Genomic DNA, 25,546 nt, shown 5'->3' on the forward strand with positions numbered 1-25,546 from the left:
TAGTTATTGATTTGTTGATAATTATTCGCTGAATAAACTCAAGTTTTCTCAGCGTATGCTTCGAATTCTGTGTAGCCACCAACGTGGTCTTGATCGACAAAAATCTGAGGAACAGTTTCAACTGGTTTACCAACGGTTTTTTCCAGGTCAGCTTTTGTGATGCCTTCAGCATGAATGTCTACATAGCGGTAGTTGAAATCGTCTCGCTCCTCTTTAAGCTTTTCAGCAAGATCTTTAGCGCGAACACAGTAAGGACAACCCGGACGACCAAAAATAACTACAAACATGACTTTCTCCTATTTTTCTTTCGCTGTTTGGCTTTTGTAACAACTATGCATGATATGAGTAAGGAAATAAAGCTCGAAACTCCTTTCAATTTAATAGGTAAAACCTATCACATGATTTTGGCTCAACTTTGCTGTACCTAGATGTTAGTCAAATATTTCATTTGTAAATGTAGTGAACCCAAAATTAACTGATATAGAACAAAAATACTTAAGAGTAAATATGATGTTCTAGTACGGATGATGTATTGTTTATATAAATAGGATAAATAATTAACTGACTGATACTAAATAGTTTTTAGAATTTGAAAGGTATTTATTATGTTTCAGTTTATGACTTCCACAAGGATAGTGTTTGGTGAGGGGGCGTTAAACTCTTCGCTTTCCGTCTTGAATCAATATGGCTATAGCGTACTCCTGGTTACCGGAAAAGATCAGCAACGTGCTCAGCCAATAATCAGTTATCTCAACAGCTACAATATGCGTTATCAGCATGTTTCTCTGTCCAGTGAACCAAATATAACCATGATAGAAGAGACGGCGACTATTGGTCGTAAGTTTCAGCCGGATATGGTGGTTGCTATTGGTGGCGGTAGTGTTATCGATATGGGTAAAGCGCTCGCTGCTATGATCCCTAATCTGGGAAATGTCTATGACTATGTTGAGGTTGTTGGCCGCAGTGTACCGCTTAAAACCAAACCGCTGCCTTTTATCGCGATTCCCACCACGGCGAGTACTGGCTCTGAAGTAACCAACAAAGCAGTGCTTCGTTCTGGCCAGGATAAAGTGAAGGTGAGTCTGAGAAGCCCGGATATCCTTCCTGACGTTGCGATTGTTGATCCAACGCTGACATACGAAACTTCCTTAGCGATTTCAGCCCGAGGAGCAATGGAGACATTTACACATTTAATGGAGTCTTATGTTTGTGGTGATCCCAATCCATTGACCGATATGGTATGTGAAGAGGGATTAAGAAGGTTATCTGATGCGATTGTCCCTGCGTGTACGCAAGACGATAAGAAGGCCAGGGCAGACCTATCATTCGCTGCAATGCTTGGTGGTATGGCGATTTCGAATGCCAAACTAGGTGCCGCACACGGCTTAGCATCGTCTCTCGGTGGCAAGATGAAGGTACCTCACAGTGTGATTACCGGCAGGCTTGCCCCTTTTGTTATGCGAGAGAATATTGACGCGGCGAGAGTTGCCGGAAGGAATGATATTCTCAGCCGTTACAAGAAGTTATCAAAAATACTTCTCGGAAAAGCGGAGGCAGCGGAAGACGATTGTATCCAATGGGCGTTTTCCACATTAGAGAGGTTAAACCTCCCTATGTTGAGTGAATTCGGTATCTGTGACCACTCTTTTGCAAAGGTGGCTCAGGATGCACTTAAGTCGGTGTCAATTAAAGGCAACCCATTACCACTTAACGAGGAAAGGCTAGTCTATATTCTTCAACAGGTGTGCGATTGTCAGGAGCATGGAGATCATGCGCTGGAGTTTGATTCAGGCTCGGAGGCAATAGAGGTGAGAGCGTTGGGCTATGAATCGAGTGAGGATAAAACGTCAGATACGTTCTAATAGATGTAACTACTGCAAAAAAACAAAGGACGCCATGGCGTCCTTTGGTATATCTGAGTTTCACTCATTAAAAGTGAGTGATTTTGTCGTATCGGGAGTCCTTCAACGCATCTTTTACTCGACGTAGATTCTCTCGGAAGCTGGTACCTCTACGAAGAGTAAAACCAGTTGCGAGCACATCAATCACTGTCATCTGAACAACGCGGCTTGCCATCGGCATGTAGACATCCGTATCTTCTGGAACATCAAGCGTGATAGATAACGAAGCGGCTTTATCTAGCGGAGAATCTTTCGCTGTAATAGCGATGACTGTGGAACCATTTTCGCGACCCAAATTCGCGACTTCCACCATGCTCTTCGTTCGTCCAGTATGAGAAATAAGCACGATCACATCGTTGTCTGTACAGTTGATGCAGCTCATACGTTGCATCACGATATCTTCGAAACAAGCTATCGGGATGTTGAACCGGATAAATTTGTTTTGCGCATCTTTTGCAACAGCGGAAGATGCACCAAGGCCAAAGAAGGAAATCCGTTTAGCCTGAGTCAATAGATCAACTGCGCGGTTGATTTGCGTTGCATCCAGGCTATTTTTTGCTACATCGAGGCATGCCATTGTTGATTCAAAGATTTTGTGGGTGTAGGCATCTGGGCCATCATCTTCTTCAACGTTACGGTTCACATATGGTGTGCCGTTCGCAAGGCTTTGTGCCAAATGAAGCTTAAAGTCGGGGAAACCTTTAGTATCCAGTCTTCGACAGAAGCGGTTTACGGTTGGCTCACTTACATCCGCCATTTTTGCCAATGTAGCAATGCTGGAATGAATCGCCGTTTGGGGAGAAGCCATAATCACTTCAGCAACTTTACGTTCTGATTTACTGAAGTTATCTAGGCTTTTCTGAATTTTTTCTAAAATATTCATAGTAATAATAAAAATAGTTCGCTTCCGTTTGGCTCATATTTATGTTTACCCAGCTGATTTTTCATCAGTCTTGTTTTGCGGTAATACAAAGAGCCACCAAGTTAAATTGAGTATAAACCTAACAATCTATTTGGAAAAAGCTAAAGTCGTACTATTTAGAGGTTTATTCATCAGAACATGACAAACCTCAAACTAAATTTCAGTTTCGAAAGGAATTTGAAACAAATATGGTCAGAAACTTATCACTTTGAGCAGGTTCCTGACCGCTAAGTTACAAAAAATAGAAAGAAATTTTCAGTTTAACTTTCAGCTTTGTCTGTGGTTTTTGCTGATAAGACTTCATGAGTTAACCTTTGGATCTCATCCATAAGTGAACCATGGGTTTTAGCGATTTCTCGTTGCTCATCAAGTACACCAGCTAGAATATCGCAAGTGGTTAGAGGGTTGGCTAACACCACTCGGAAAACAACGGTACTCATCTCATCCCACTGGTGTGGTGTAAGTTTGGTGCGGGAGACAAAGGATTTACCGGTTTCTCGTTGTCTTTTTTGAATGGATTTAGTCAGGTCATTCAGAAGCTGATGTAACCTCTGTTTCCTTGTGCCGTCTGCTAGTGTCAGTGCTTTTCTGGTATCAGCAGGAACGTAACGGTAGGTTAGCAGGCAAAGCTCAGGTTCTGAAATAAGTTCAAAATCTGGTTGCTGCTTAATGAGTTTTGCAAAGTATTTGGCTTTATTAATGCTCTGATCGATAAGCAATTCATATCCAGGTCGGCTAATAATATGCATGCTTGAATAAACAAGCATAGCGATGCCTGAACGCGAACCTTCCAGTGTACGACTGCCCAAATCTTTTGAGCCTTTTCGCAGGATATATTCAGCATGATGTTCAATAGCAGACATATCGTTCGGATTCTTGAACAGAACCATACCAGCACCCATTGGAATATACAGCTGCTTATGTGCATCAATCGTTACTGAGTCTGCAAGCTCAATTCCATCAAGCAGGTGACGGTAGTTATTCGACATTAGTGTCGCACCGCCCCAGGCGGCATCAACGTGGAAGTGGCAACCTTCTCTCTGGCTAATTTCAGCAATCTTTCTGATAGGGTCGATATTACCGGTTTCTGTTGTACCAGCGACGCCTACAACAGCAAATGGCTTAATTTTTTTGCTTTTCAGCTTGGCAATCTTTGCTTCAAGATCATCGGTACAGATTCGGTTGTTCGCATCCGTACGCACTGGAATCAGAGCATCCTGACCGATGCCCAGCACATTGGCTGCTTTTTTTAGTGAATAGTGCCCACGCTCTGAAACCAGAATGGCCAAGCCTTCATAGCCATAGTGCTTCATTGCCCGGAAAAGCCCTTCGTTCTCCACACCTGTAAAGTCACCATCTGGCTTGAGTGCGTTGTTTCGAGCCACCCAAAGGGCAGTTATGTTTGCAACAGTACCGCCGGAACAGAATGCGCCTAAAGCGTGTTTAGCGCTATGCATCCAATGTCTATAAAAAGCGTCATCCTGAGCGTAGATCAGTCTGTGTAGCATCCCAAGAACCTGACGCTCTAATGGGGTGAATGCTTTGGACGTCTCGATTTTCACCAGATTCTGGTTTAGCGCTATCATAATTTTCGATAGCGGCATCAGAAAGTAGGGTAGAGCAGACGTCATATGACCGATAAAACTCGGTGCAGAAGTATGAACTGATTGAGCAACCAGGGTATCCATCAGATGCTGAGTATGATCCGAAACAAAAGATGGCAGCTCAGGGATAGAGGCGTTGGAAAAATCTTTCTCTATATCTCTTAGTGGTTTTTCTTCCGCAACGATGTGCTCTCGCAAAAACTTATTCAGGTTTTGCGATAATTCCGCTTCTATTTGTGAAAGTGCAGAGCCGGGTGCTTCTGGCACAGTAAAAATACGAAGCAAGCTTTCAAAGCTTACGTCCGCTGTTTTGTTTTCTGAAACCATACTAAGAGATTTTAACTTGATGTATTGCTAGCCGCACAATCTAAACGAAAACGGGAACAATGTCCCGTTTTAAATGCGTAAACTGAAGTTTTAAAGATGACCTTGCTCAGAAATGGAACGGACTGTTAAGGGCAACTTATCGCTTCAGCTTTTTCTATAGCGTCGTTGTATTTTGTCAGTACGCTATCGATTTTATTTGGGTGACTGAGTAACTCGGCAAAAGCAGAGCGCAGATCGTAATTTTTCTCATGTGGCTTGCTCTGACGGAACTGATAGCTCAGGCTTGCCATTTTACCGAGTTCATCGCTTCTTGATGCAAGTGTCTTTACATCTTTTTGTTCAAGCTTAAGCCATGACTCTACAGCTTGCTCAGTAGCAACTTTAGTCATGTCATTCTGCAGATAATAATGAACCGCCGAACGGTTTAGTTCAAAGTGTTGCCTGCGGCCTTCATAAAACCAGTCTCCAACTTCCTTTAACTCCGGATACTGCTCTGTGGTTAGTCCGATTAGGTCTTTATACCAGTTAAGCGAGGCATCGATATACGCATCGTACTTGCCAGATAGACATTGCTTATCTGCTGCATGTGAGAAAGTAGCAGCACTACATAGCAGTAAAGTGGTTACAAAACGGTTCATTGCTATTCCTTTGGGCTAATTTATGTTGAGTTTTATTTTTTGTTGTAAGAATGTGACGCAATATAACATCTGATCAAAGCGAATCCTGAGAGCCAGCTAGCAGAGTTTTGCATAAATTAGCACTTTCTTAACCTGAAACCGAGTTATCCTGCCAACGAAACAAAAAACAACATAAATACAGGCACTAACAAGCTGAGAATAAAACCACTTACGATGGCGATTGGTACACATCTAACGCCACCGCTTGTTTGAATCACGGGTAATGTAAAGTCCATTGCGGTTGCGCCTGCGTAGCCTATAGCCGTGCAAGGCCGAGTTTTTATCATCATAGGAATCATCACCAGCGCAATTAACTCGCGAAGCAGTTCTATCATGAAGGATGCGCCACCATAAACAGGCCCAAATGCATCTCCCATCAAAATGCCGGAAAGTGAATACCATCCGAATCCGGATGCCATTGCTAAGCCTCTGAAATATGGGATATCCAGGAAGAATGCAGCGATCAATCCACCACACCAGGACGTTAGGATAATCACCAGGGCTATAATCATGCCGTGTTTGTTTAACAGAATTTGTCGTAGCGTCAGGCCACTGTTACGTAACTGAATACCTATCAAAAAGAGAAGCACAAACAGAATCCATTCACTGGCAGTATCTACCCAGCTTAGATCAAAAGGTAGGAGTAGCCCTACGAGCAAACCTGCACCAACGACAGCGACCAGTTTTACCGATTCCAACGCCATTGAAGAGAATGGGATACGTTTTTGGGAATGCTCAGTCTGTAATGGGAGTGCCCTATCGATAAAAGGTAATACCAATAGGTTGCAGCCGCCAATAATAAAAAAGAAGACTGACGTATAAAGCAATATGGTTTGCAGGTTTGAGCCAAGGTTATCCAGGGAAGCGAGACTGAGGCCCATTAAAGACAAAATAATGTACACCAGCGACGAAGTGTACTTATTGATTTTTTCCAGTAGCTTTTGGTTAGAGATAGAAAATAAATACCCCACGATAAGTGGGGTAAAGATAAATAGCATTCCTGCGAGCATTGGATGTTTGCTTCCTACGTATTTAGTGCCTTATAGTCCTGAAGCCTGGATGACATCTGATACTCTCGAACGAAATTCAGTTTCTGATAAATTACTGATTTCATATAGTGCTTCTGCACCAGTCGTGTTGATTTCTACCTGATGTTCATCGATATCTTCATCTTTACGGCGGAACATTAACAGGTGGTTAGCCATTCTTGCAACATCTAAGTATGTGATTTCCGGTCTTTCTTTGTTGCTGTCAATCTCCTTGTTGGTTGCTACTTCAAGAAAATCGCTGTCAAACTTCCAGCTGTTTAACACCAACTCACTGGTTTCAGGGCAGCGAGAATCAAGAATCTGCATGACCAGATCGTGTTCAAGGTAGTTCCCTTTATCCAGATAGAGGTGATACTCATTAACAAGGCAGAACAGCCCTATATCTGCCAGCAGTCCTACAAGTAACGACTTCTCTTCTTCCAGATAGTCATAGTGGCCTTTGGCGTTCTCTTTAATTGATTGAGTTACCATCACCATAGTTGCCGCTAGCTCTCGTGAGTTTACTGCGCTATCAACAAGAATCTTATTACAATCTTCATTTAAGTCGGCACTGTGTTTTAACTGCTCGATAGCTTGCGCCGTTACGATATCTCGGACACGCATCATTCCTAATCGGGATACTGCGGTTTGAAGGTCGGTGCAGGTGATGTTCCTTCGATTGAAGATAACGGAGTTAGCCACCCTTATTATTACAGCTGCGAGGCTAGGGTCATCGATCAGACAATTTGCAATATCAGGTATTCCTGCGTCTTCAGATGCACACAATCGCTGAATCTTAATAACGACCTCAGGAATAGGTGGAAGTGAGATTTTGCCTGTTTGGATGGATTGCTCAACCAGAAAGGCAAACTCTGATTCCAGAGATTCAATAAGTTTGTCTTTATTATCCGGCAACCAGTAAAAAGATAGATGATTCATGGTCTTGTTGTCCTAATTCTTGATGGCCAATTTACCCTCGAACAAGGTTACGCTTTGATTCGATTTACCTATTTTATTTTTTATTGTTATGGGCACATAAATCAGTGTATTCGATTTGAGCTGTTGATATAAAAACTTAACTCAATGCATTTCGTTTAATGTGACTCTTACCGAAACTTAATCGTAACAATGTATGTTATTCGCCTTACTTTTCAATTAAAGGAGTCGTAAAATCGAAAGTGCTGGCTGGAATAAGATAAATATCTAATATATATAATCCTAATTATACCTGTATATTTCATTTTTACAGAAAACTAAAGGCTTTTTTTCGCGTATTACTTTGTATCTTCCGGGGGATGTAAACTTACGGAGGATCAAGGAATATGATCAACCAGTATTACTATAGTTACCTAAAAAATTTCGGCCCTTACCTGAAGCGTTCCATGTTTGGCGGTACGGGCATCTTTCTAAACGATGCTATGTATGCCCTAGTCATTGAAGACCAATTATACTTAAGGGGCGGCGAGGAACTTGATGAGGTATTGACCTCCAAAGGGTGTAAAAAATATCGCCATGTAAAAAAGCAGACGACGGCGACTGTGAACTACTATGATATCTCTGAGCTGTTCGAAGCAAACGATCTAGAAATAGAAACTTTGATAAAACGCTCGATAGAACTATCTATTGAGTATAAAAATTCTCAAAAGTCTACGAGTAATATTCGGCTCAGAGACTTACCCAACATGCAATTAACGTTAGAACGTATGGTGAAAAAGTCTGGCGTGAAAAACGTCAGTGAGTTTATTTCCTTAGGTCCGGAAGTTGTGTTCAGGAAAGTTCAGGATGAGTATGGCAAAGATGTGGATACGCGCCTGCTCTGGAAGTTTGCCGGTGCTGTTGATGGAGTCCATTGGGAGTTGCTGGATGCAGGAAGGAAAAAGCAGTTGTTAGAGAGTTGTACCTAGCGCCTATTCTTCTCAATCAGATTAAAATCAGAACCCCATAAGACCAGGCTATCATGCCTGGTTTTTAGTTTTAGCAAACCTTAAAGTCCATTCTTTTTAGCAAATTTTACTAACACTGTCCTATCTTTAACTATATGATTATTAGTACGAGATACGTTAACAGGAAGAAAAAACAGGGAGTTAGTTAAAAGGTGTTAGACTATTTTTTGCGCAGGATGGCGCTGGTTATTCCTACCTTTATTGGCATTACGATACTTATTTTTGCCATCACACGCCTTGTTCCCGGAGGCCCTGTTGAGCGTATTTTGGCTTCTATGCAATTTAATACCGGAGATACGGCTGTAGTTTCTACTGATGTAGGAGCTGGTTCTGCACTTTCGGAAGATCAAATTGCTCAGCTAAATGAATTTTATGGCCTCGATAAACCTGTTCTTGAAGCTTATTGGGAGTGGTTAACTAAGCTAGTGTCTCTGGACTTTGGTGAGTCGACACGTTATTACGAACCAGTGACAGAGATGATAGCGGAAAGGTTGCCTATCTCTTTGTTTTACGGTGGGATGACTTTCTTTATTGCCTATTTTATTTCAATTCCTCTGGGTTATTTCAAAGCTTTAAAACACGGTTCGGTGTTTGATTCTGCATCTTCTGTTCTTATCTTTATTGGATATGCACTTCCGGGATATGTTGTAGGTGTACTTTTAATCACCTGGTTCGCATATAACCTGGAGTGGTTCCCTATGGGAGGGTTTGTCAGTGATGATTTTGAGGACTACGAAACTCTAGTCGAGCAAGTTAAAGATGTACTTTGGCATGCGGTACTTCCACTTATTTGTTATCTGATAGGCGACTTTGCCACGTTAACAATGACGATGAAAAACAACCTGATGGAGAACCTCTCCGCCGATTATATCCGTACCGCAATAGCGAAAGGTTTGCCTTTTAAGCATGCAGTCAGAAAGCACGCCCTGAGAAACAGCCTTATTCCGATTGCGAGCCACTTTGGTAATTCTTTATTGTTCTTTATGACAGGCTCTTTTTTGATAGAGGTGATTTTTGATATAGATGGTATTGGTCTTTTGGGCTATGAATCGATCGTTGAGCGTGATTATCCCGTAGTAATGGGGATAGTGGCTATTAATGCCATGATGTTACTGGTGGGAAATATTTTGTCCGATATCTGTGTGGCACTCGTAGATCCACGCGTTAAGTTTGGGGAGTAATGTATGTTCAATTTTGACCCCCTTACACAGAAAAAAATACAGCGTTTTAAGCAGATAAAACGAGGGTACTGGTCGTTTATTTTATTGTCGGTGCTGTTACTGCTATCGCTATTTGCTGAGCTACTGATCAACAGCAAAGCTTTGGTGGTGAAGTATCAGGGTGAGTACACTTTTCCGGTTATTAGCGATGTTATTCCGGGGCAACGCTATGGCTTGTCTTATCCTAGTGAGACGAACTATCGCCAGTTACAGGAAAAGTTCAGTCAAGAGAACGAAGGTAACTATGTCATTTTACCTCTTGTTCCCTGGAATCCTTATGAGCAGGATTTTTCCGGTGATTATCCTCCAACATCACCAGATGCAGCAAGCAAGCACTATCTAGGTACCGATGTAATTGGCAGAGATATACTTGCCAGGCTGGTATACGGTTTCCGTATCGCGATGGGCTTCGCGCTTATTACTATGGTCATATCGTACGCCATTGGTACAGCAGTCGGTTGTGCCATGGGTTTCTGGGGTGGAAAGTTTGACCTTATTGTTCAGCGACTGATAGAGATTTGGTCTATGGTACCGTTTCTCTATGTCATCATGATTCTGGTATCTATCATTCAGCCTACTTTCACCCTGTTTGTCGCGATAAACGTACTGTTTGGATGGATGGGAATGACCTGGTACATGAGAACCATGACATATAAAGAGTCAGCACGTGAGTACGTGCTGGCAGCAAAGGCCTTAGGTGCCTCTACATCCAGAATCTTGTTTAAACATATATTGCCTAACACCATGGTGATGATTGTTACTCTAGCGCCATTTACTATCGCAGGTAATATCACGGCGCTTACCGCGTTGGATTATTTAGGGCTTGGACTTATGCCACCCACACCGAGTTGGGGAGAATTACTTCAGCAAGGCAAATCAAACCTCGATTCCCCCTGGATTGCGACATCGGTAGTCGCATCTATTGTTTCGGTTCTGGTGATGGTTACCTTTATCGGTGAAGCGGTGAGAGCAGCGTTTGATCCTAAGAAATTTACTCGTTATAGCTAGAATTATAAGAATAAAACCTGACAAGGAAGTAAGTATGAAACTAAATCGAATTGCTACTGGATTATTGATATACGGACTCTCTGCCGGGGTTACAGCAAAACAGTTGCCAGATGGACTGGTATGGGAGACCAACTGGAATGAGCCTCTTTTTGCTTCGGAGCAGGCTAAATTTGGTGGGACATTCAGAACATCGATAATGAGTTACCCTCAGACATTTCGCACTGTAGGGCCTGATGCCAACGGCGCATTCAGGCAGTGGCTGGGTGATGTAAATCCAGCTCTGGTTGGTAAACATCCAAACTCAGGCAACTGGATCCCTTCGATTGCTAACGAATGGGCGTTTGGTGACGACAACCGTACAGTTTATTACCGCCTAAACCCAGAAGCAAAATGGACCGATGGCGAACCAGTCACGGCGGATGACTTTGTGTTCGTTCTTACCCTTATGCGCTCAAAAGATATTGTCGCTCCCTGGTATAACACTTACTTCAGTACCGTACTTGAAGACGTGACTAAGTATGATGACCATACAATTTCCGTCACACTAGCTAAACCGAAAGATAAATCGGATCTGCTTTACGCGACCAATATGGGGCTCAGACCTAAGCATTTTTATAAACCAGATGTAGATAAAAATGGCGACGGAATCGATGACAACTTCGTACGCAAATACAACTTTAAAGCAGAGCCTACCACCTGGGCGTACAAGCTAGATAAAACCAAAAAAGGGCGCTCTATCACCTTCAAGCATGTGGGTGAAGATTGGTGGGGGTACAGCAATAAGTACTATAAAAACCGTTATAACGTAGAAAAGATCAGAATCTCTGTTATTCGCGATAACGATATTGCTAAAAAGCACTTCGAAAAAGGTGAGCTTGACGCCTTTGCGGTGGTATTGCCTGACTTGTGGCATGAAAAGACCAACGGCAAGGTTTACAAGAATGGCTATATTCACAAGTTTTGGGGGTTCAACCAACTACCTCAGGGCGCTGGTGGTATGTGGTTGAATACAGCCAAACCTTATCTGGATAATCTTGAATTACGCAAAGGCTTAGGATATGCCACGGATTTTGATGGCATGATCAAGAATGTTCTGCGTGGCGACTATATGCGCAAACCGAATGGTATGGGGGTAGGGCAGGATGAGTACACCAATACCGGCATAAAAGCACCAAACTTCGATCCTAAGCTCGCGGTAGAGTATTTTGAAAAAGCTGGCTTCGACATTATCGGCCCAGACGGTATCCGAATGAACAGCAAAGGTGACCGACTGAGTTTTGAAATTACCTACGCGGCAAAGCACCACACGCCAAGGCTTTCATATATCAAAGAGCAGGCTAAGCGGGCAGGGTTAGAGTACAACCTGAAGTTGATTGATGGTTCTTCTGCGTTCAAGTATGTATTGGAGAAAAAACATGATATTTCCTTCCACACCATGGGGAGCGGTGAACAACCGCAGTACTGGGAATATCTGCATTCATCAAATGCAAACAAGCCACAAACTAACAACTTTACCAACTTCTCTACCCCGGAACTTGATGAGTTAGTGATGTCTTTCCGTCAGGAATTCAGTACAGAGCAGAGACAAGTGCTTTCCAGAGAGATTCAGAAAGTTGTTGATGATGCCGCAGTGATAATTCCAGGTTACATGGTTCCTTACACAAGGGAAGCCTACTGGCGCTGGATGAAGTTTCCTGAGCAACCGATGACAAAGAAAACAGAGTCTCTATTCAGTATTGGTACTCCGTCGGACTTAGGTACTTATTGGATTGATAAGGACGCAAAAAAAGAAACTAAAGCGGCGATGAAGAAGAAACAGGTCTTTGAGCCAGTGACCATAATAAATGATACCTACAAGTTTTAGAGGTTCTGGCGTGAGTGATTCTGATGTAATTTTGCAGGTAACCGATCTTGAAGCGGAATTTTTAACCGATGACGGTGTGATTAAGGTGCTTCACGGGGTGAGTTTTCCCCTAAGAAAAGGCAGAACCCTGGGCTTAGTGGGCGAATCTGGTTGTGGTAAAAGTGTTACATCCATGTCTATCCTGGGCTTATTACCTCAGCCATACGGTAGAGTAACTAACGGGCAGGTTCTATACGATGGTAAGGACCTGCTACAACTGCCAGAGTCTGAAAAATATAAGATTCGCGGTAACCACATCTCCGTTATATTTCAGGATCCAATGACAGCACTCAATCCGGTACACAGTATTGGCAAGCAGTTGTTAGAAGTTCTTAGTCTGCATAGACCTGATCTTAAAAAGCCAGAGATGATGAACTATGCTGTTGATATGTTGGCAAAGGTGAAAATTCCTGAACCGGAAAAACGGCTTAGAGAGTACCCACATAACCTATCTGGTGGTATGAGGCAGAGGGTGATGATTGCCATGGCATTGGCATGCAAACCGGATATCCTTATCTGTGATGAGCCAACGACTGCTCTGGATGTCACCGTTCAGGCATCTATTTTGGACTTGATGATTGAACTGCAGGAAGAGACCGGCATGTCGATGATATTTATCACCCATGATCTCGGCGTTGTGGCAGAAATATGTGACGACGTAGCAGTGATGTACGATGGCAAAATTGTGGAGCATGCCGACGTCTTCGAGCTATTTGACTCTCCCCAACATTCTTATACCAGGCGATTGTTAAAAATGATGCCTAGCCTGGATACAGAACCTAAGCAGATCATTGATTATGATGTCTATCAACCACAAAAAGGTCTTTAAATGAGCGAAGTTGTAAGAATCGAAAATTTGAAGCTTTATTTTACTTCCGGAGGTGGTGTATTTAGGAAGGGGTATACGGTTAAAGCGGTTGACGGTGTTTCGTTTCACGTTAATCGAGGTGAGACTCTTGGGCTTGTTGGTGAGTCTGGCTGCGGGAAAAGTACTCTTGGCCGGACATTATTAAAGTTATATGAGCCGACAGAAGGGCAAATTTTCTTTGAGGGAAAAGATATTACCGAGCTGACGACAAAGGAAATGCGCCCGCTGCGTAAAGAGATGCAAATCATCTTTCAGGATCCGCTTGAGTCGTTAAATCAGCGCCATACTATAGGTATGATTCTCGAAGAACCTTTCGAGATACACAATATCGGAACCAAAGCTGAACGAAAGGTATGGGTTACGGAGCTACTTGAAAAAGTTGGTCTGCCTGCTAGTTCAGTGAACAGATATCCGCATGAGTTTTCTGGTGGGCAGCGACAACGAATCGGGATAGCCCGGGCGATAGCATTAAAGCCAAAGCTATTGATTTGTGATGAGTCCGTTTCAGCGCTTGATGTATCGGTACAAGCTCAGATTCTTAACCTTCTATTGAAGCTTCAACAAGAGATGGATTTGGCGATTATCTTTATCTCTCATGATTTATCGGTTGTCCGACATGTCTCTGATAGAGTTGCGGTTATGTACTTTGGCAAGATAGTTGAGTATGGAGCCGTTAAAGATATCTACGACCATCCACAGGCTGATTACACAAAGACCTTGTTAAAGGCGATACCAGCTACGCATCCAAAGAACAGGCGGCGAAAGCCACAATAAGATAAGAGAGGATAACGTGGGGAGTATTCCTCCCTCTTGTGAGGGAGGAACAGGAAGCTCTTAGAACTTGAAGCGAGTGGTGAACATCGCCTGGTTGCCATAAAAGTCTTTGTACTTGTACTCAAGGCCTAGAGAGAATAGTTCAGTTGAGTGGAAACGCGCGTAAACAGAGCCAATCACATCGTTGTCATCTTTAATATCAACGTAACCTACTTTACCACCCACTTCTAGTTGTGGACCTAACCACTGGCGAACACCAAGGTTCAGTTCCATACCCAGATCGTTGCTAAGGTTGGCATCGTTATCAACGACACGTGCTAGCATTTCACCAGTTAAATCAGCCCAGTTGTTGATTGGAGCATGGAAACCAAAACCACCAGCAAAGTTGTAATCACCTTCAAACTCAGAGTCGATACGAAGGATCGCATGTGCATTTGGGTGGATCGATTTGCTGTACGCTGCACCAAATGTCACAGGGCTGGCACCAATACGTGCTTCAGCATAATCGTAGTTGAAGTTACTCATAACCGAAGGGCTATTTGGAGCTGACGCTGCGAAAGCAGAGCTAGATGCAAGCACTAGTCCTGCAACAAGAAGAGTTTTACGCATAATGAAAGTAAACCTATTTCCTAATTTATTTCCCTGGCTACATGAAGATAGCGAGAGCCACTGTAATTCCTTGCCATATAATAATAAATCAACGGCCTGAGTCACCAAAAATTTGTCACTATTCTAGTGCCTGGTTCTTTTTTATGCAATCTGAGTGCCATTACTCGCCAAACTGGGTGCGTTTGTCTGCAATCGCGTTGAATATCTTCTCTGTATCTAAAATTCGTGCCCAGGGCATCAGGTCGTCTTCATTCTGGATAACAAAAGATGTCAGCTGTTCGGTCACGTGAGCGACAAGCTCGTCACCTTTCCACGGCTTAGCAATGTAGTAGTCAAGGCTCGCATTGTTCACAGCCTGGATCGTATCTTCAAGATCCGCCTGACCAGTTAAGAGTAGCTTTCTCGCTGCTTTAGTGTCTTCTTGCTTGTTCAGTTCGATTAGGAAACTGATACCGGTTTCCTGAGGCATAATATGATCGCATAAGATAAGCGCCAGTTTTACGTCATCTTCCTGGTACTCATCCAACACTTCACGTGCTTCAGCGACGGATTCTGCTCCTTCAATTATGAAGTCATCTTCAAAATCAGACAGATCCTGAACAACGCTATCCAGTACTTCTCTTTCGTCATCAACGCACAGTATCAAGTATTTATTCATGTTGTTTCCTTATCACTGTTGAACCAGAGGATTGCTTTGCTGGAAAGGCAGCCAAACAATCATCCGAGTGTATTCATCTGGCATGGATTCAACTTCTATCCACCCGCTATGGTGTACAAGTATCTGTTGGCAGACAGACAAGCCAATCCCAAGGCCAAAGTTGCCTTCTTTTTTTGTCGTAAAGTTCAGTTCGAATATCTTATCGACCTTATCCTGAGGAATTCCATGTCCGTTATCCTCGAAGGTGATTTTGGCATACAGCATGTCTTCTTTCATTGCCTGATCTGTGGTTATCTTCAGACACCCATTTTCAGGGAATGCATCAATTGCGTTAGAAACAAGGTTTGTCCACACTTGCTGAAGCGCATTCGAAAGGCAGAGAATCTGTGGTAGCTGATGATACTCTTTAATAACCTGATGTCTTTTTAGCTTGTTTTCAAATATGACGAGGGTATCTTCAATACCTTCATGAATATCCACCACATGCATGACTTCGTCATCTTGCCGCGCATAACCTTTCAGGCTTTTAACCATGTCCGCAATGCGTTTGGCACATACCTGAATAGAACGAAGGGTAGAACCCGCGATATGGTATTTTTCCAGACCAAGAACACTGCCGTTGAGGTCTCCGCTCTCTTTGCCTAACTGCAATACTTCATCAAGATCATGGTGAAGATTTAACTGAACAATCTTCTTCGCGAGCTGTTTGTTGCCGATTTCTGAGACGATGGTTTTCGTTTGTTGACGGATTTCTGACGTCGACATAGGTCGCGACTCCATCGACTCTTTCAAAATACTTGCTCCCAGTTCCTGATGTGACTCTGGAAGAGGGGAGTGAATCAACTCATCAATCTTGGTGGTCAGGGTTTCAGCTCCACGCAAGATAGCGGCGACAGGGTTATTGAGTTCATGAGCCACACCTGCAACCAGCTGGCCTAGCATGGCCATTTTTTCTCTTTCGATAAGTTGCTGGTGGGCAGATTCGAGTGATTCATAGGTTTTCTGCAGCTGAATCTTGGTATTAATACTTCGTTGAAGGCGGCGGTTAAAGTGACGTAAAAGCAGGTTGGTAAATAGAGGAAGAAGTTCACTATTTGAGCGCATTACCTGTGAGAATACGTCCTTATCCAGCTTGATGACTTTCGTTTTAGTTAAGGTGATAGCTGTTGAGAATGACACTTCTCCCGTAACGAAGGACATACCACCAACAATGTTGCCTTTTGAGTGACGTACAACTTCTTGCTGTACCCCCATATCATCGAGCTTATATAGCGCGACTTCTCCTTCAACAATAAACCACAAAAACTCATTTGGTTCGTCTTCAACCGTTAACAGGTGATCAGGAGAGTAGGTTCTAAGCGCTCTTGTTTCGTCTTTCCCCGAAAAGAAATCAATCAGATTGCCAATAAACTGATCCGCCAGATAGGTGTCGCTAAGCTCGTGATAGTCATGAATAAAGCCACTTCTAAAGGAGTTTAGCTTGTGCTCGATATGAGCACTCAGGATTCGGGACTGATCAAGAACGGTGCTGTAATGGAGCCAATCGACGTCTTTCTCGCTAATAATGAAAGAGGTGAGTTCTTTAATCGCCGTATTTAAAACCGCACTTTCTTTCAAAGGGCGAGTTAAACAGTGATCAAGGCGACCTTCATTGACTGCCGCAAGAATAGCCTCTAGATCGTTACCATCACTAATGAGTACTTTGCGCGCGTTTTGAGTATGTGGTGATTGCTCCAGGTGAATCAGGAAATCGGACCCGTTAAATGCCTCTGATGATGTCGCTATAGCCATCGCAACAGTTTGCTTCTGCTCTTGCAGATACTCTATGGTCTGTTCAGCTTCTTCTGGTGAGTCGATACAATAAATATCAAAGTGCGAAGCGAGTGATGCCAGCTCTGTTCTCAGTAGATCGACAGATACCGGGTCATTGTCAAGATAGAGCAGTACAAATGGGTTCACAGTAACCTCATAACAGTCAAAAGACCTTAACTACTGTATCAAGTTTCCAGAAGGCGGGATGAGAGGTGAGTAAAAGAATCAAACATATATATGGTTTTATCTTTCAGGTACATAGGCTAGACTTTACTGAATTTCGGCATATCGAAAAGTGAGATCATGAAGAGTTTGAAAAAAATAGGCGCTATTGGTGGTGCCATTGTACTGGCTGCGTGCTGGCCTTTAGCGGTGGGGCAAATAGGTCAAACCGTTATGAAAGACGGTATTGCGGAGTTAAGCAATCAGCAAGTTGAAGCCGAAGTAGTTGAATATGACCGTGGTTATCTTTCCTCTGTGGCGAAGACTCGTTATGAGATAACCGATCCCGCACTGAAACAACAGTTTATTGCCGATGGCTTACCAACGACATTCGTTGTAAAACACAACATTTCTCATGGTTTACTGGGGATAGATGCTGTATCCACACCAGAAAATGTCGATGCTTTACCTATCACGTTAAATACTCACACCCAACTTAATGGGAATACGGACTTTAGTCTGGATATAGAGAACCTGAACTTCGTCGACGAAAACAACCTTGGTGGTTCTGTCTCGGTTTCACGCTCTCGTATCACAGGGAACGCCACTGTATTGGGAGAGCTAAAGTTTGCGTTCAGCTTCCCTTCAATACAAGTTAGTTTCGAAACGGGTGAAAAGCTCGCATTTACCGACTTAACTGGTTCCGGTGAAGGTAAAAAGAATAACGGATTCTGGCATGGGGAACAGCACGTTAACCTTGGTGATGTTGCTCTCGAAACGGCTACGGGACAGATGCTGGTTTCTGGACAGAATCTGGGGTACCACTTTGTATCTTCACTCAATGAGGCAGGCGATCGGATTCAGACTAACCATAAGCTAACAGCAGATAAGTTTTTAAATACCGAGGGTGAGATACAAGACCTTAATGTTGACTTTACTCTGGGTCAGCTCGATACCGATGCGTTCGAAAGTCTGGTTGATATTTATCAGAATCATACAGTCCTGACAGATGCCGTATTAAACCAATCTGCGCCGCATATCGATAACTTGTTTGATAAAGGTTTTGAGCTCTCTATGAACCAGATGAAATTGTCGTTAGGTCAGGGGGTGTTCGATTCGAAATGGAAACTTGTTGTCCCACAAGGCACATCTGACGTATCCAAGGATCTAAGCAAGGTTATCCCGGCACTTACCGGAAAGTTGGATACCTTTATTTCTAATGGATTAGTTACGGAGTATCCGTTTATTCAGGAAGGTATCGACGAACTGGTTATTATGGAAATGATAAAACCTGTTGAAGACGGCTATAAAATAGATGCAACAGTCGAAGATGGAAACATCGTTTTCGAAAGTGGTCAAAAAATGCCATTGATAGCACTTTTGTTCCCAATGATAGCGCGCTAATCGGTAAGATTTCTGATTCTGGCACTGGATAAATGAGAGAAGAGGTCGTTAGACCTCTTTTTTGTGCTTTTTATACGGTGCAAAACATGGTATTACTTGGGTTCTGAATTCTATTCTTTCAACTAAACACGGTATGAATTGGTTAATTGACCATAGTTTAACTTAAAGAACCATGGTTTAGTTGTTGTATTTGTCTAAATTGTATCGAATATCAATCGGGAGCATTTATCATCATGGATAAGATTTTTAACTTTAGTGCCGGTCCTGCTGCTTTACCAAAACCTGTTATGGAAAAAGCACAATCTGAATTTGTAGACTGGGGTAACCTGGGCACGTCCGTGATGGAAATTAGCCACCGTAGTAAAGAATTTATCGCTGTTGCCGATGCTGCGGAACAAGACCTGAGAGATCTTCTGAATATCCCTGACAACTACAAGGTACTTTTCTGCCAGGGCGGGGCTCGTGCTCAGTTTGCAGCAGTACCAATGAACCTACTGGGTAGTGCTGAAACAGCAACCTATATTGATGGTGGCTACTGGGCTGAAAGTGCAATCAACGAAGCGAAAAAATACTGTGAGCCAGATGTCTTCGTCGCTAAAACGGAAATTGACGGCAAAATGGCAATCAAACCTGCGAGTGAATGGGTTATTGCTGATGATGCTGCCTATGTTCATTTCTGTCCTAACGAAACTATTGATGGTATCGAAATTAACGACCTACCAGTAACCGATAAACCTATTGTTGCTGATATGTCTTCAACGATTCTATCCCGTGAAATTGACGTGTCTAGATATGGTGTTATCTACGCAGGTGCACAGAAGAATATTGGCCCGGCTGGCATCTGTATTGCCATCGTTCGCGATGATTTGCTTGGTCTGGCGAAAGAGTTCCTGCCAAGTGTGCTGAACTATAAAGTGCTTGCTGAAAAAGACTCAATGTTCAACACACCGCCAACATTTGCATGGTATCTGTCTGGCATCGTGTTCCAGTGGCTAAAAGAGCTGGGTGGTGTAAAAGCGATAGAAAAGATCAACCGAGAGAAAGCCGCGCTTCTTTACGACTATATCGATGCTTCACCGTTCTATAAAAACAACGTACATCCCGATAACCGTTCTCTGATGAATGTTCCATTCCAGCTGGCAAAACCAGAACTTGATGGCAAGTTTCTCGAGCTTGCTGACGAAGCGGGATTAAAAGCGCTTAAAGGTCATCGCGCTGTGGGTGGTATGCGAGCTTCTATATACAATGCAATGCCACTAGAAGGGGTTGCTGCGCTAGTAGAGTTTATGAAGCAGTTTGAAGCAGAAAACAAGGGCTAGTAGTAAAGTTTTATACTAGAAGGCGGTAATACCATTTGTTACCGCCTATTTTACCTCAGAATTCCCCCCAAAGAGCCTTGCCGACAATCTGCTCCGATCACGTTCTTCCGTAAGCACCTTAGTAAAATTTCTCTAAAACGCTTTTGCCCCTTTCGGTGTTAACGTAAATACTCAGTGGAAAATCGTGCCACTGACATCACCGTACTTTTGCTCATGGTTAACCACTGAGAGGCCGTGACAGAAAACTCCCATTTTCTTTCATTCTTCCTCTTTTCCTATCTACTCTCATATTTGCATATCCATGCTTGAGGTTCTGAAATGGAGCAAAGTTAAGATGTCTCTAGCAAGCTAGTAGCGATTCACCTATCGAAGAAAGCCTATGCCCATGTGAAATATGTGGTTTATACTGTTCTTCATAGGATTATATGATTGAAAGAGCATAGAGTTAGGGAGTCACTAGTTGCAGTTTCTATCAGAACAAATACAAAGAGAAAAAATCGAATCGCAGATGGGGTGCTATTTTTTTATGGCCTTTTTGTGATCCTACCTGTAATTGCAAGTGTCGCCAGAGCCTTAGACATTGGCTGGAAGCCAGCAATGCTTGTACATATCACTATGGTGATAGTCGCATGGAGTCTATACTTTTTTAAGAGTAAGTTGAGCTATACATTCAGAGCCTACGCGATAGTGGGTATCTTTACTATTACGGGCTTTAGTGGAATCTTTCAGTTCGGCGTAGTCGGTAATGGGATGACGTGGACAATACTTAGCCCAGTAATAGCAACGCTACTATTAGGAGTTAGAGTAGGTATTTCTCTGGTTCTTGCTTGTTGTTCAATCATCATAGGAACGGCTATTTTCGTAGTTCAAGGGCAGCATGCTCCCCAATTTGACGTCTACAAATACGCTATCAGCCCAAGAAGCTGGGCTGATTTTACGTTGTCATTTTTCTTTATTGCTACCGTCCTATCAGTAGCAACGGGTAAGTTAAATGAAGGTTTAATAATAGCCCTCAAAGTTGCCACTGTTCGGAATAAGGAGATAGAAGAAATAGTTAAGAAACGTACCAATGAATTAAACATAGCGTACAAAGAGTTGGAGTTAACGAACACTCAGATTAACGATAAAAACCGTGAACTAGAAGAAATTGCCTCCAAAGATCCCCTTACTCACCTATATAATCGGCGGGCATTTACGGTATTTGCAGAAAAAGAGATGTCGAGGGCTGCTCGCCACAACAGTGAAACCTCTGTAATTCTAATAGACATTGATCACTTTAAGGAAGTAAACGATAAGCATGGTCATGATGTAGGAGATACGGTGTTATCACGTGTAGCTCACATATTGAGCCATTACTCACGTAAAGAAAATGTTATATGTCGTTGGGGGGGAGAGGAGTTTATTGTTCTTATTGCTGAAGCCTCTTCCGATATGGCATTTCACGCAGCAGAAAGCCTTCGTAAGCAGATTGTTAATGAAGCCTTCGAGCCACTAGACGGTTTAACTATTAGTGCTGGAGTAGCCGCGTATCAAGTAGGAGAACCATTAAAAGACTGGGTTCATCGAGCCGATATTGCTTTGTATGCAGCAAAATCAGCAGGAAGAAATTGTACCAAAATTTCCGAGTGAGACAGCCTTACTTTATATGTTGGTTAATTGAATCTATATGCAGATTGTCGATCTTTCGAGCCAAAGTCCTTATGCATGATAATGTCCAAAACCTTCCACGGTAGGTATCTCAGAAAGAGGTACCGCTTTGCGTTTTGGGATACCAAAAGTTATTCGATGATAGCTAAATTAGAAGAGTCACTGACACGTCTTTGTCCAAAAGCTACTTCTAGCCTTAGTAAAGACAGCCAAGTATGCATTCCAACGGAGACCGTTGGAACGTTAGCGGTGCCTGATTGCGTTTTATTAGCAACTAGAAGCCAACACCTTCTTATTCATTTTCTTAAAGTAGGTTCTATAGATAGTCGCAATAACTAGGCAGAAAATAGCTGGTACCAACAGCGCTTTGAACTGAAGGGTTTTGTATAGGAAAGCCCCTAAAACAGAGCCAGAGACAAACCCGCAAATAATAAACAGAAACAGAATTGCTTTACGTTTATCGAATTTGTTTCCTCTCAATCTGGCTCCCAGCATTAGTCCCAGATCGGTAAATATCCCTGTTAGATGGGTTGTTCTTACAATGGCTCCGCTATAAGTAGTAGCCAGTCCGTTTTGCATGCCACACGCTGCGGATGCTGCAAAGTGCCCCAACTGAGATCCAGAAGATAACAGGTAAAACGCAACAAATATAAGGATCGCTTCAGCAAACAGCACGGTATCGTAGTGTTTACCCAGTTTCAGAGTTGTACCGTGCACAAGGTAACCGGGTACGGATGCTCCCAGATAGAAGGCTAGTAGGACGCCAAGAAGGTGGAAAGTGTGTGTATACGAGGATTCGAAGAGGCTACTACCTACTAGTGTTACGGTGCCTGATATGTGTGATACAGCTTGGTGTTCGAAGCCAAGAAGGCCAATTACGTTTATGTTTCCTGCAATAAAAGCCAGAATGAATGCTCCATATTCAACCCATTTTGGCAATTTAGATATCAATGTACTCACTCCGGATTAAGGAGGTCCCGACCTGGACAGAGGGCTCACGATGAAGGTATGAGTCGGTGTATACGTAGAGGACGCTCGTATAAAGGCAGAATTATGATACCAAGTGAACTTAGTTACAAGCGGTGTATGGTATACGCTAAAATAATGACCTGAAGCTGACAGTACTTTGCGAGGCACACCAAGGTTAACCGATCTAATTATCTTTTGATTTTGCAGGTTTATGCATGCTTATCAAAATTTTTAAAAAAGAGGTCTATCCGTCTCTATATGGAAAATTAACAGCTCCTTCTGACTATTCTCATTGTTGCAGAAATAACCACCAGTATGCCCGCCAATGAAAGGTGCATTACGCTGAATAGAATCTAGTGCATAAAAATCGTACAAAGATCAATTTTATAGATGTGTGTGATTTTTATACTAACTCTCTGATTCTCAGTAATTTGTAGTAGGCTTCGTGCCAGGGAGTAATATGAAACCTCAGATCACACCAGCTAACCCTAACTTTTCTTCTGGCCCTTGTGCCAAACGACCGGGCTACGATGTTAGCCAGTTAGACCTTTCGACACTCGGCCGTTCCCACCGCAGCGCTATCGGTAAATCTGCTTTAAAAGATGCGATTGAAAAAACCAAACAAGTATTAAATATACCGGACGATTATCGGGTGGGTATTGTGCCCGCATCAGATACGGGCGCAATGGAAATGGTGCTCTGGTCGATGCTAGGAGAGCGCCCCGTTGATATATTTTCATGGGAATCATTTGGTGAAGGGTGGTTTGCGGATATTTCTAAACAACTAAAACTGGACGAAGTTAATCATTATGATGCTGACTACGGAAAATTGCCGGACATGAGTCAGGCTAATCCAGCTAACGATGTTGTGTTTACATGGAATGGTACAACGTCAGGCGTCTGTGTTCCTGATGGGGATTGGATTGCGAATGATAGGGAAGGCATCACCATCTGTGATGCCACCTCTGCTGTGTTTGCCATGCCAATGCCGTGGGGAAAACTGGATGTAACAACATACAGCTGGCAGAAGGTACTTGGCGGTGAAGGTGGACATGGGGTCATCGTATTAAGCCCAAGAGCGGTTGAGAGGCTGGAAAGCTACACGCCGTCCTGGCCGATGCCTAAGATTTTCAGGCTAACGAAGGGTAATAAACTGATCGAAGGTATCTTCAGTGGCGCAACCATTAATACACCTTCGATGCTGTGTGTGGCTGATTATCTGGATGCTCTGGGTTGGGTTGAGTCTATTGGTGGCTTGTCGGAGTGCATCAATAAATCAAAACAAAACCTGGTAGTTATGGAGCATTTTGTTGCTGAAAATGAGTGGATAGACTTTCTGGCAGAGACAGAAGATACACGTTCCAATACTAGTGTTTGTCTCTCTCTGGATGCAACTGCAGAGCAGGTGAAGGATTTGGTGAAATTGCTGGATCGTGAAGGTGTTGCCTATGATATCGGAGCCTATCGTGATGCTCCGGCAGGTTTGAGAATCTGGTGTGGTGCAACGGTTGAAGCAAGCGACCTTAAAGCGCTATTGCCGTGGTTGAGTTGGGGATATCAGCAAGTATTTAAGTAGCTGTCGCCCTGATTTATAGCCTAATTCAATAACGGAGCACCACCAATGAAAAAGATAAGAACATATAACAGTATAAGTACCCACGGCCTTGATCGTTTTCCTCGTGATAATTATGAAGTAGCCAGCGAAGTAAGTGAGCCTGACGCTATCATGCTACGTAGTCAAAATCTCCATGATACGGAGTTTCCGGTTCAGGTTAAGGCTATCGCCCGATGTGGAGCGGGAGTAAACAATATTCCGGTAAGCGATTGTACCCATCAGGGAATCGTCGTATTCAACACTCCCGGAGCGAATGCAAACGCGGTAAAAGAGCTGGTATTGACGGGTATGCTTATATCGTCTCGGAAAATCCTGGACGGAGTTGGATTCGCTGAACGTTTGGTAGGCCAGAAAGATAATCCTGAATTTTCGAAGTTAGTTGAAAAGGAGAAGAAGAATTTTGTGGGCTCAGAGTTGGCAGGAAAGACACTGGGCGTTGTAGGGCTAGGAGCAATAGGCGCCAGTGTGGCTCATGCTGCTTTGGCGCTTGGTATGAAAGTTATCGGCTACGATCCTGTACTGAGTGTTGATGCTGCATGGCAACTCTCGTCTCAAATTAAGAGAGCAGAGAACATACAGTGGTTACTAGCTCGTTGTGATTACGTCAGTCTGCATGTGCCAGCAAACGAACACACCAAAGACCTGCTTAACAATGAAAACCTTTCGTATGTAAAAGAAGGTGCGGTGCTACTTAACTTCGCTCGTGGTACGGTTGTAAATCAACAGGCACTAATGGACTCTCTGGAAGTTGGCCGTCTGTCTCAGTACGTTTGTGATTTTCCGTCTCCCGAATTGTTGGAGCATCCACAAATTATTTTGCTTCCCCATCTTGGTGCCAGTACCAAAGAAGCTGAAGAAAACTGTGCATTAATGGCTGCGGACCAACTGATGGACTTCCTTGAAAACGGAAATATCCGCAACTCGGTGAACTTCCCGAGTATTAGCCTGGAACGAACTCAAGGACATCGTATTGCCTTTGCTAACGACAATGTTCCTAAGGTGTTGAGTCAGGTGTTGTCAGTACTGTCTGATATGGAAATTAACGTTATCGATATGCTTAACCGAAGCAGGAACGACGTTGCGTATACCATTATGGATATTGAATCTGAGCCGACAGATGAAGTGCTGGCACAGATTGCAGAGGTGGAACATGTCTTTAACGTAAGGGCGTTTTAA

General features: G+C 43.2%; 21 protein-coding genes and 1 pseudogene. 12 read left to right on the plus strand and 10 right to left on the minus strand.

Features of this window, described 5'->3' with window-relative positions; genetic code table 11:
* Positions 1-21: 21 nt before the first annotated feature.
* A pseudogene (locus tag P7F88_RS18480) lies at positions 22-287 on the minus strand (GrxA family glutaredoxin).
* Between the two features lie 318 nt (positions 288-605).
* On the opposite strand from P7F88_RS18480, the gene P7F88_RS18485 reads away from it, so the two are divergent.
* Positions 606-1,862, plus strand: coding sequence for an iron-containing alcohol dehydrogenase (locus P7F88_RS18485; protein ID WP_277827132.1), 1,257 nt, complete (start codon positions 606-608; stop codon positions 1,860-1,862).
* Positions 1,863-1,929: 67 nt separating this feature from the next.
* On the opposite strand, the gene P7F88_RS18490 is transcribed toward P7F88_RS18485, so the two are convergent.
* From P7F88_RS18490 to P7F88_RS18510, 5 genes are all read right to left on the minus strand, one after another.
* Entirely contained in the window at positions 1,930-2,784 is an 855-nt protein-coding gene (locus P7F88_RS18490) for a MurR/RpiR family transcriptional regulator (protein ID WP_277827134.1), read from the minus strand.
* 299 nt (positions 2,785-3,083) lie between these two features.
* On the minus strand, positions 3,084-4,754 hold the full coding sequence (panP, locus tag P7F88_RS18495) for a pyridoxal-dependent aspartate 1-decarboxylase PanP (protein ID WP_277827136.1): 1,671 nt from the start codon (positions 4,752-4,754) through the stop codon (positions 3,084-3,086).
* Between the two features lie 125 nt (positions 4,755-4,879).
* A complete protein-coding gene (locus P7F88_RS18500) occupies positions 4,880-5,392 on the minus strand; it encodes a hypothetical protein (RefSeq protein ID WP_277827138.1) in 513 nt (170 codons plus the stop codon).
* Positions 5,393-5,535: 143 nt separating this feature from the next.
* Entirely contained in the window at positions 5,536-6,441 is a 906-nt protein-coding gene (locus tag P7F88_RS18505; RefSeq protein ID WP_277827140.1) for a LysO family transporter, read from the minus strand.
* Between the two features lie 30 nt (positions 6,442-6,471).
* Positions 6,472-7,398, minus strand: a complete 927-nt coding sequence (locus P7F88_RS18510) for an HDOD domain-containing protein (RefSeq protein WP_277827142.1) — start codon at positions 7,396-7,398, stop codon at positions 6,472-6,474.
* A 383-nt stretch (positions 7,399-7,781) separates the two neighbouring features.
* On the opposite strand from P7F88_RS18510, the gene P7F88_RS18515 reads away from it, so the two are divergent.
* From P7F88_RS18515 to P7F88_RS18540, 6 genes are all read left to right on the plus strand, one after another.
* On the plus strand, positions 7,782-8,363 hold the full coding sequence (locus P7F88_RS18515) for a TfoX/Sxy family DNA transformation protein (RefSeq protein WP_277827144.1): 582 nt from the start codon (positions 7,782-7,784) through the stop codon (positions 8,361-8,363).
* Positions 8,364-8,554: 191 nt separating this feature from the next.
* Complete coding sequence (locus P7F88_RS18520) at positions 8,555-9,583, plus strand: ABC transporter permease subunit (RefSeq protein WP_277827146.1); 1,029 nt, start codon at positions 8,555-8,557, stop codon at positions 9,581-9,583.
* Between the two features lie 3 nt (positions 9,584-9,586).
* A complete protein-coding gene (locus P7F88_RS18525) occupies positions 9,587-10,630 on the plus strand; it encodes an ABC transporter permease (RefSeq protein ID WP_277827148.1) in 1,044 nt (347 codons plus the stop codon).
* 34 nt (positions 10,631-10,664) lie between these two features.
* Complete coding sequence (locus P7F88_RS18530) at positions 10,665-12,494, plus strand: extracellular solute-binding protein (RefSeq protein ID WP_277827150.1); 1,830 nt, start codon at positions 10,665-10,667, stop codon at positions 12,492-12,494.
* Positions 12,495-12,504: 10 nt separating this feature from the next.
* Positions 12,505-13,362, plus strand: a complete 858-nt coding sequence (locus P7F88_RS18535; protein ID WP_277827152.1) for an ABC transporter ATP-binding protein — start codon at positions 12,505-12,507, stop codon at positions 13,360-13,362.
* Positions 13,363-14,175 (plus strand): ABC transporter ATP-binding protein, encoded by an 813-nt coding sequence (locus P7F88_RS18540; protein ID WP_277827154.1) that lies wholly within the window; start codon positions 13,363-13,365, stop codon positions 14,173-14,175.
* Positions 14,176-14,235: 60 nt separating this feature from the next.
* Here P7F88_RS18540 and P7F88_RS18545 read toward each other — a convergent pair whose 3' ends face one another.
* The 3 genes from P7F88_RS18545 to P7F88_RS18555 form a co-directional block, all read right to left on the minus strand.
* Positions 14,236-14,784, minus strand: a complete 549-nt coding sequence (locus P7F88_RS18545) for a hypothetical protein (protein WP_277827156.1) — start codon at positions 14,782-14,784, stop codon at positions 14,236-14,238.
* 160 nt (positions 14,785-14,944) lie between these two features.
* The gene (locus P7F88_RS18550) at positions 14,945-15,442 is read right to left on the minus strand and encodes a response regulator (RefSeq protein ID WP_277827158.1); all 498 of its coding nucleotides are present in this window, start codon (positions 15,440-15,442) and stop codon (positions 14,945-14,947) included.
* Between the two features lie 12 nt (positions 15,443-15,454).
* Complete coding sequence (locus tag P7F88_RS18555; RefSeq protein WP_277827160.1) at positions 15,455-17,401, minus strand: ATP-binding protein; 1,947 nt, start codon at positions 17,399-17,401, stop codon at positions 15,455-15,457.
* Between the two features lie 156 nt (positions 17,402-17,557).
* On the opposite strand from P7F88_RS18555, the gene P7F88_RS18560 reads away from it, so the two are divergent.
* The 3 genes from P7F88_RS18560 to P7F88_RS18570 all read left to right on the plus strand — a co-directional run bounded on the left by P7F88_RS18560 (position 17,558) and on the right by P7F88_RS18570 (position 21,768).
* A complete protein-coding gene (locus P7F88_RS18560) occupies positions 17,558-18,820 on the plus strand; it encodes a DUF945 family protein (RefSeq protein WP_277827162.1) in 1,263 nt (420 codons plus the stop codon).
* 233 nt (positions 18,821-19,053) lie between these two features.
* A complete protein-coding gene (gene serC / locus P7F88_RS18565) occupies positions 19,054-20,139 on the plus strand; it encodes a 3-phosphoserine/phosphohydroxythreonine transaminase (protein ID WP_277827164.1) in 1,086 nt (361 codons plus the stop codon).
* Positions 20,140-20,568: 429 nt separating this feature from the next.
* Positions 20,569-21,768, plus strand: a complete 1,200-nt coding sequence (locus P7F88_RS18570; RefSeq protein ID WP_277827166.1) for a GGDEF domain-containing protein — start codon at positions 20,569-20,571, stop codon at positions 21,766-21,768.
* Between the two features lie 285 nt (positions 21,769-22,053).
* On the opposite strand, the gene P7F88_RS18575 is transcribed toward P7F88_RS18570, so the two are convergent.
* Entirely contained in the window at positions 22,054-22,737 is a 684-nt protein-coding gene (locus P7F88_RS18575) for a YoaK family protein (RefSeq protein ID WP_277827168.1), read from the minus strand.
* A gap of 478 nt (positions 22,738-23,215) precedes the next feature.
* Here P7F88_RS18575 and P7F88_RS18580 point away from each other — a divergent pair, with 478 nt between their 5' ends.
* Positions 23,216-24,331, plus strand: a complete 1,116-nt coding sequence (locus P7F88_RS18580) for a phosphoserine transaminase (protein WP_277827170.1) — start codon at positions 23,216-23,218, stop codon at positions 24,329-24,331.
* A gap of 45 nt (positions 24,332-24,376) precedes the next feature.
* Positions 24,377-25,546, plus strand: coding sequence for a phosphoglycerate dehydrogenase (locus tag P7F88_RS18585; protein ID WP_277827172.1), 1,170 nt, complete (start codon positions 24,377-24,379; stop codon positions 25,544-25,546).

The organism is Vibrio hannami, from assembly GCF_029589055.1.
In the GTDB taxonomy this organism is placed as follows: domain Bacteria; phylum Pseudomonadota; class Gammaproteobacteria; order Enterobacterales; family Vibrionaceae; genus Vibrio; species Vibrio hannami.

Bases quoted from the DNA above. Each gene is read 5' to 3' on its own strand.
- P7F88_RS18485 (WP_277827132.1), top strand. From the start codon at position 606: ATGTTTCAGTTTATGACTTCCACAAGGATAGTGTTTGGTGAGGGGGCG.
- P7F88_RS18490 (WP_277827134.1), bottom strand. From the start codon at position 2,784: ATGAATATTTTAGAAAAAATTCAGAAAAGCCTAGATAACTTCAGTAAA.
- panP (WP_277827136.1), bottom strand. From the start codon at position 4,754: ATGGTTTCAGAAAACAAAACAGCGGACGTAAGCTTTGAAAGCTTGCTT.
- P7F88_RS18500 (WP_277827138.1), bottom strand. From the start codon at position 5,392: ATGAACCGTTTTGTAACCACTTTACTGCTATGTAGTGCTGCTACTTTC.
- P7F88_RS18505 (WP_277827140.1), bottom strand. From the start codon at position 6,441: ATGCTCGCAGGAATGCTATTTATCTTTACCCCACTTATCGTGGGGTAT.
- P7F88_RS18510 (WP_277827142.1), bottom strand. From the start codon at position 7,398: ATGAATCATCTATCTTTTTACTGGTTGCCGGATAATAAAGACAAACTT.
- P7F88_RS18515 (WP_277827144.1), top strand. From the start codon at position 7,782: ATGATCAACCAGTATTACTATAGTTACCTAAAAAATTTCGGCCCTTAC.
- P7F88_RS18525 (WP_277827148.1), top strand. From the start codon at position 9,587: ATGTTCAATTTTGACCCCCTTACACAGAAAAAAATACAGCGTTTTAAG.
- P7F88_RS18530 (WP_277827150.1), top strand. From the start codon at position 10,665: ATGAAACTAAATCGAATTGCTACTGGATTATTGATATACGGACTCTCT.
- P7F88_RS18540 (WP_277827154.1), top strand. From the start codon at position 13,363: ATGAGCGAAGTTGTAAGAATCGAAAATTTGAAGCTTTATTTTACTTCC.
- P7F88_RS18545 (WP_277827156.1), bottom strand. From the start codon at position 14,784: ATGCGTAAAACTCTTCTTGTTGCAGGACTAGTGCTTGCATCTAGCTCT.
- P7F88_RS18550 (WP_277827158.1), bottom strand. From the start codon at position 15,442: ATGAATAAATACTTGATACTGTGCGTTGATGACGAAAGAGAAGTACTG.
- P7F88_RS18560 (WP_277827162.1), top strand. From the start codon at position 17,558: ATGAAGAGTTTGAAAAAAATAGGCGCTATTGGTGGTGCCATTGTACTG.
- serC (WP_277827164.1), top strand. From the start codon at position 19,054: ATGGATAAGATTTTTAACTTTAGTGCCGGTCCTGCTGCTTTACCAAAA.
- P7F88_RS18580 (WP_277827170.1), top strand. From the start codon at position 23,216: ATGAAACCTCAGATCACACCAGCTAACCCTAACTTTTCTTCTGGCCCT.
- P7F88_RS18585 (WP_277827172.1), top strand. From the start codon at position 24,377: ATGAAAAAGATAAGAACATATAACAGTATAAGTACCCACGGCCTTGAT.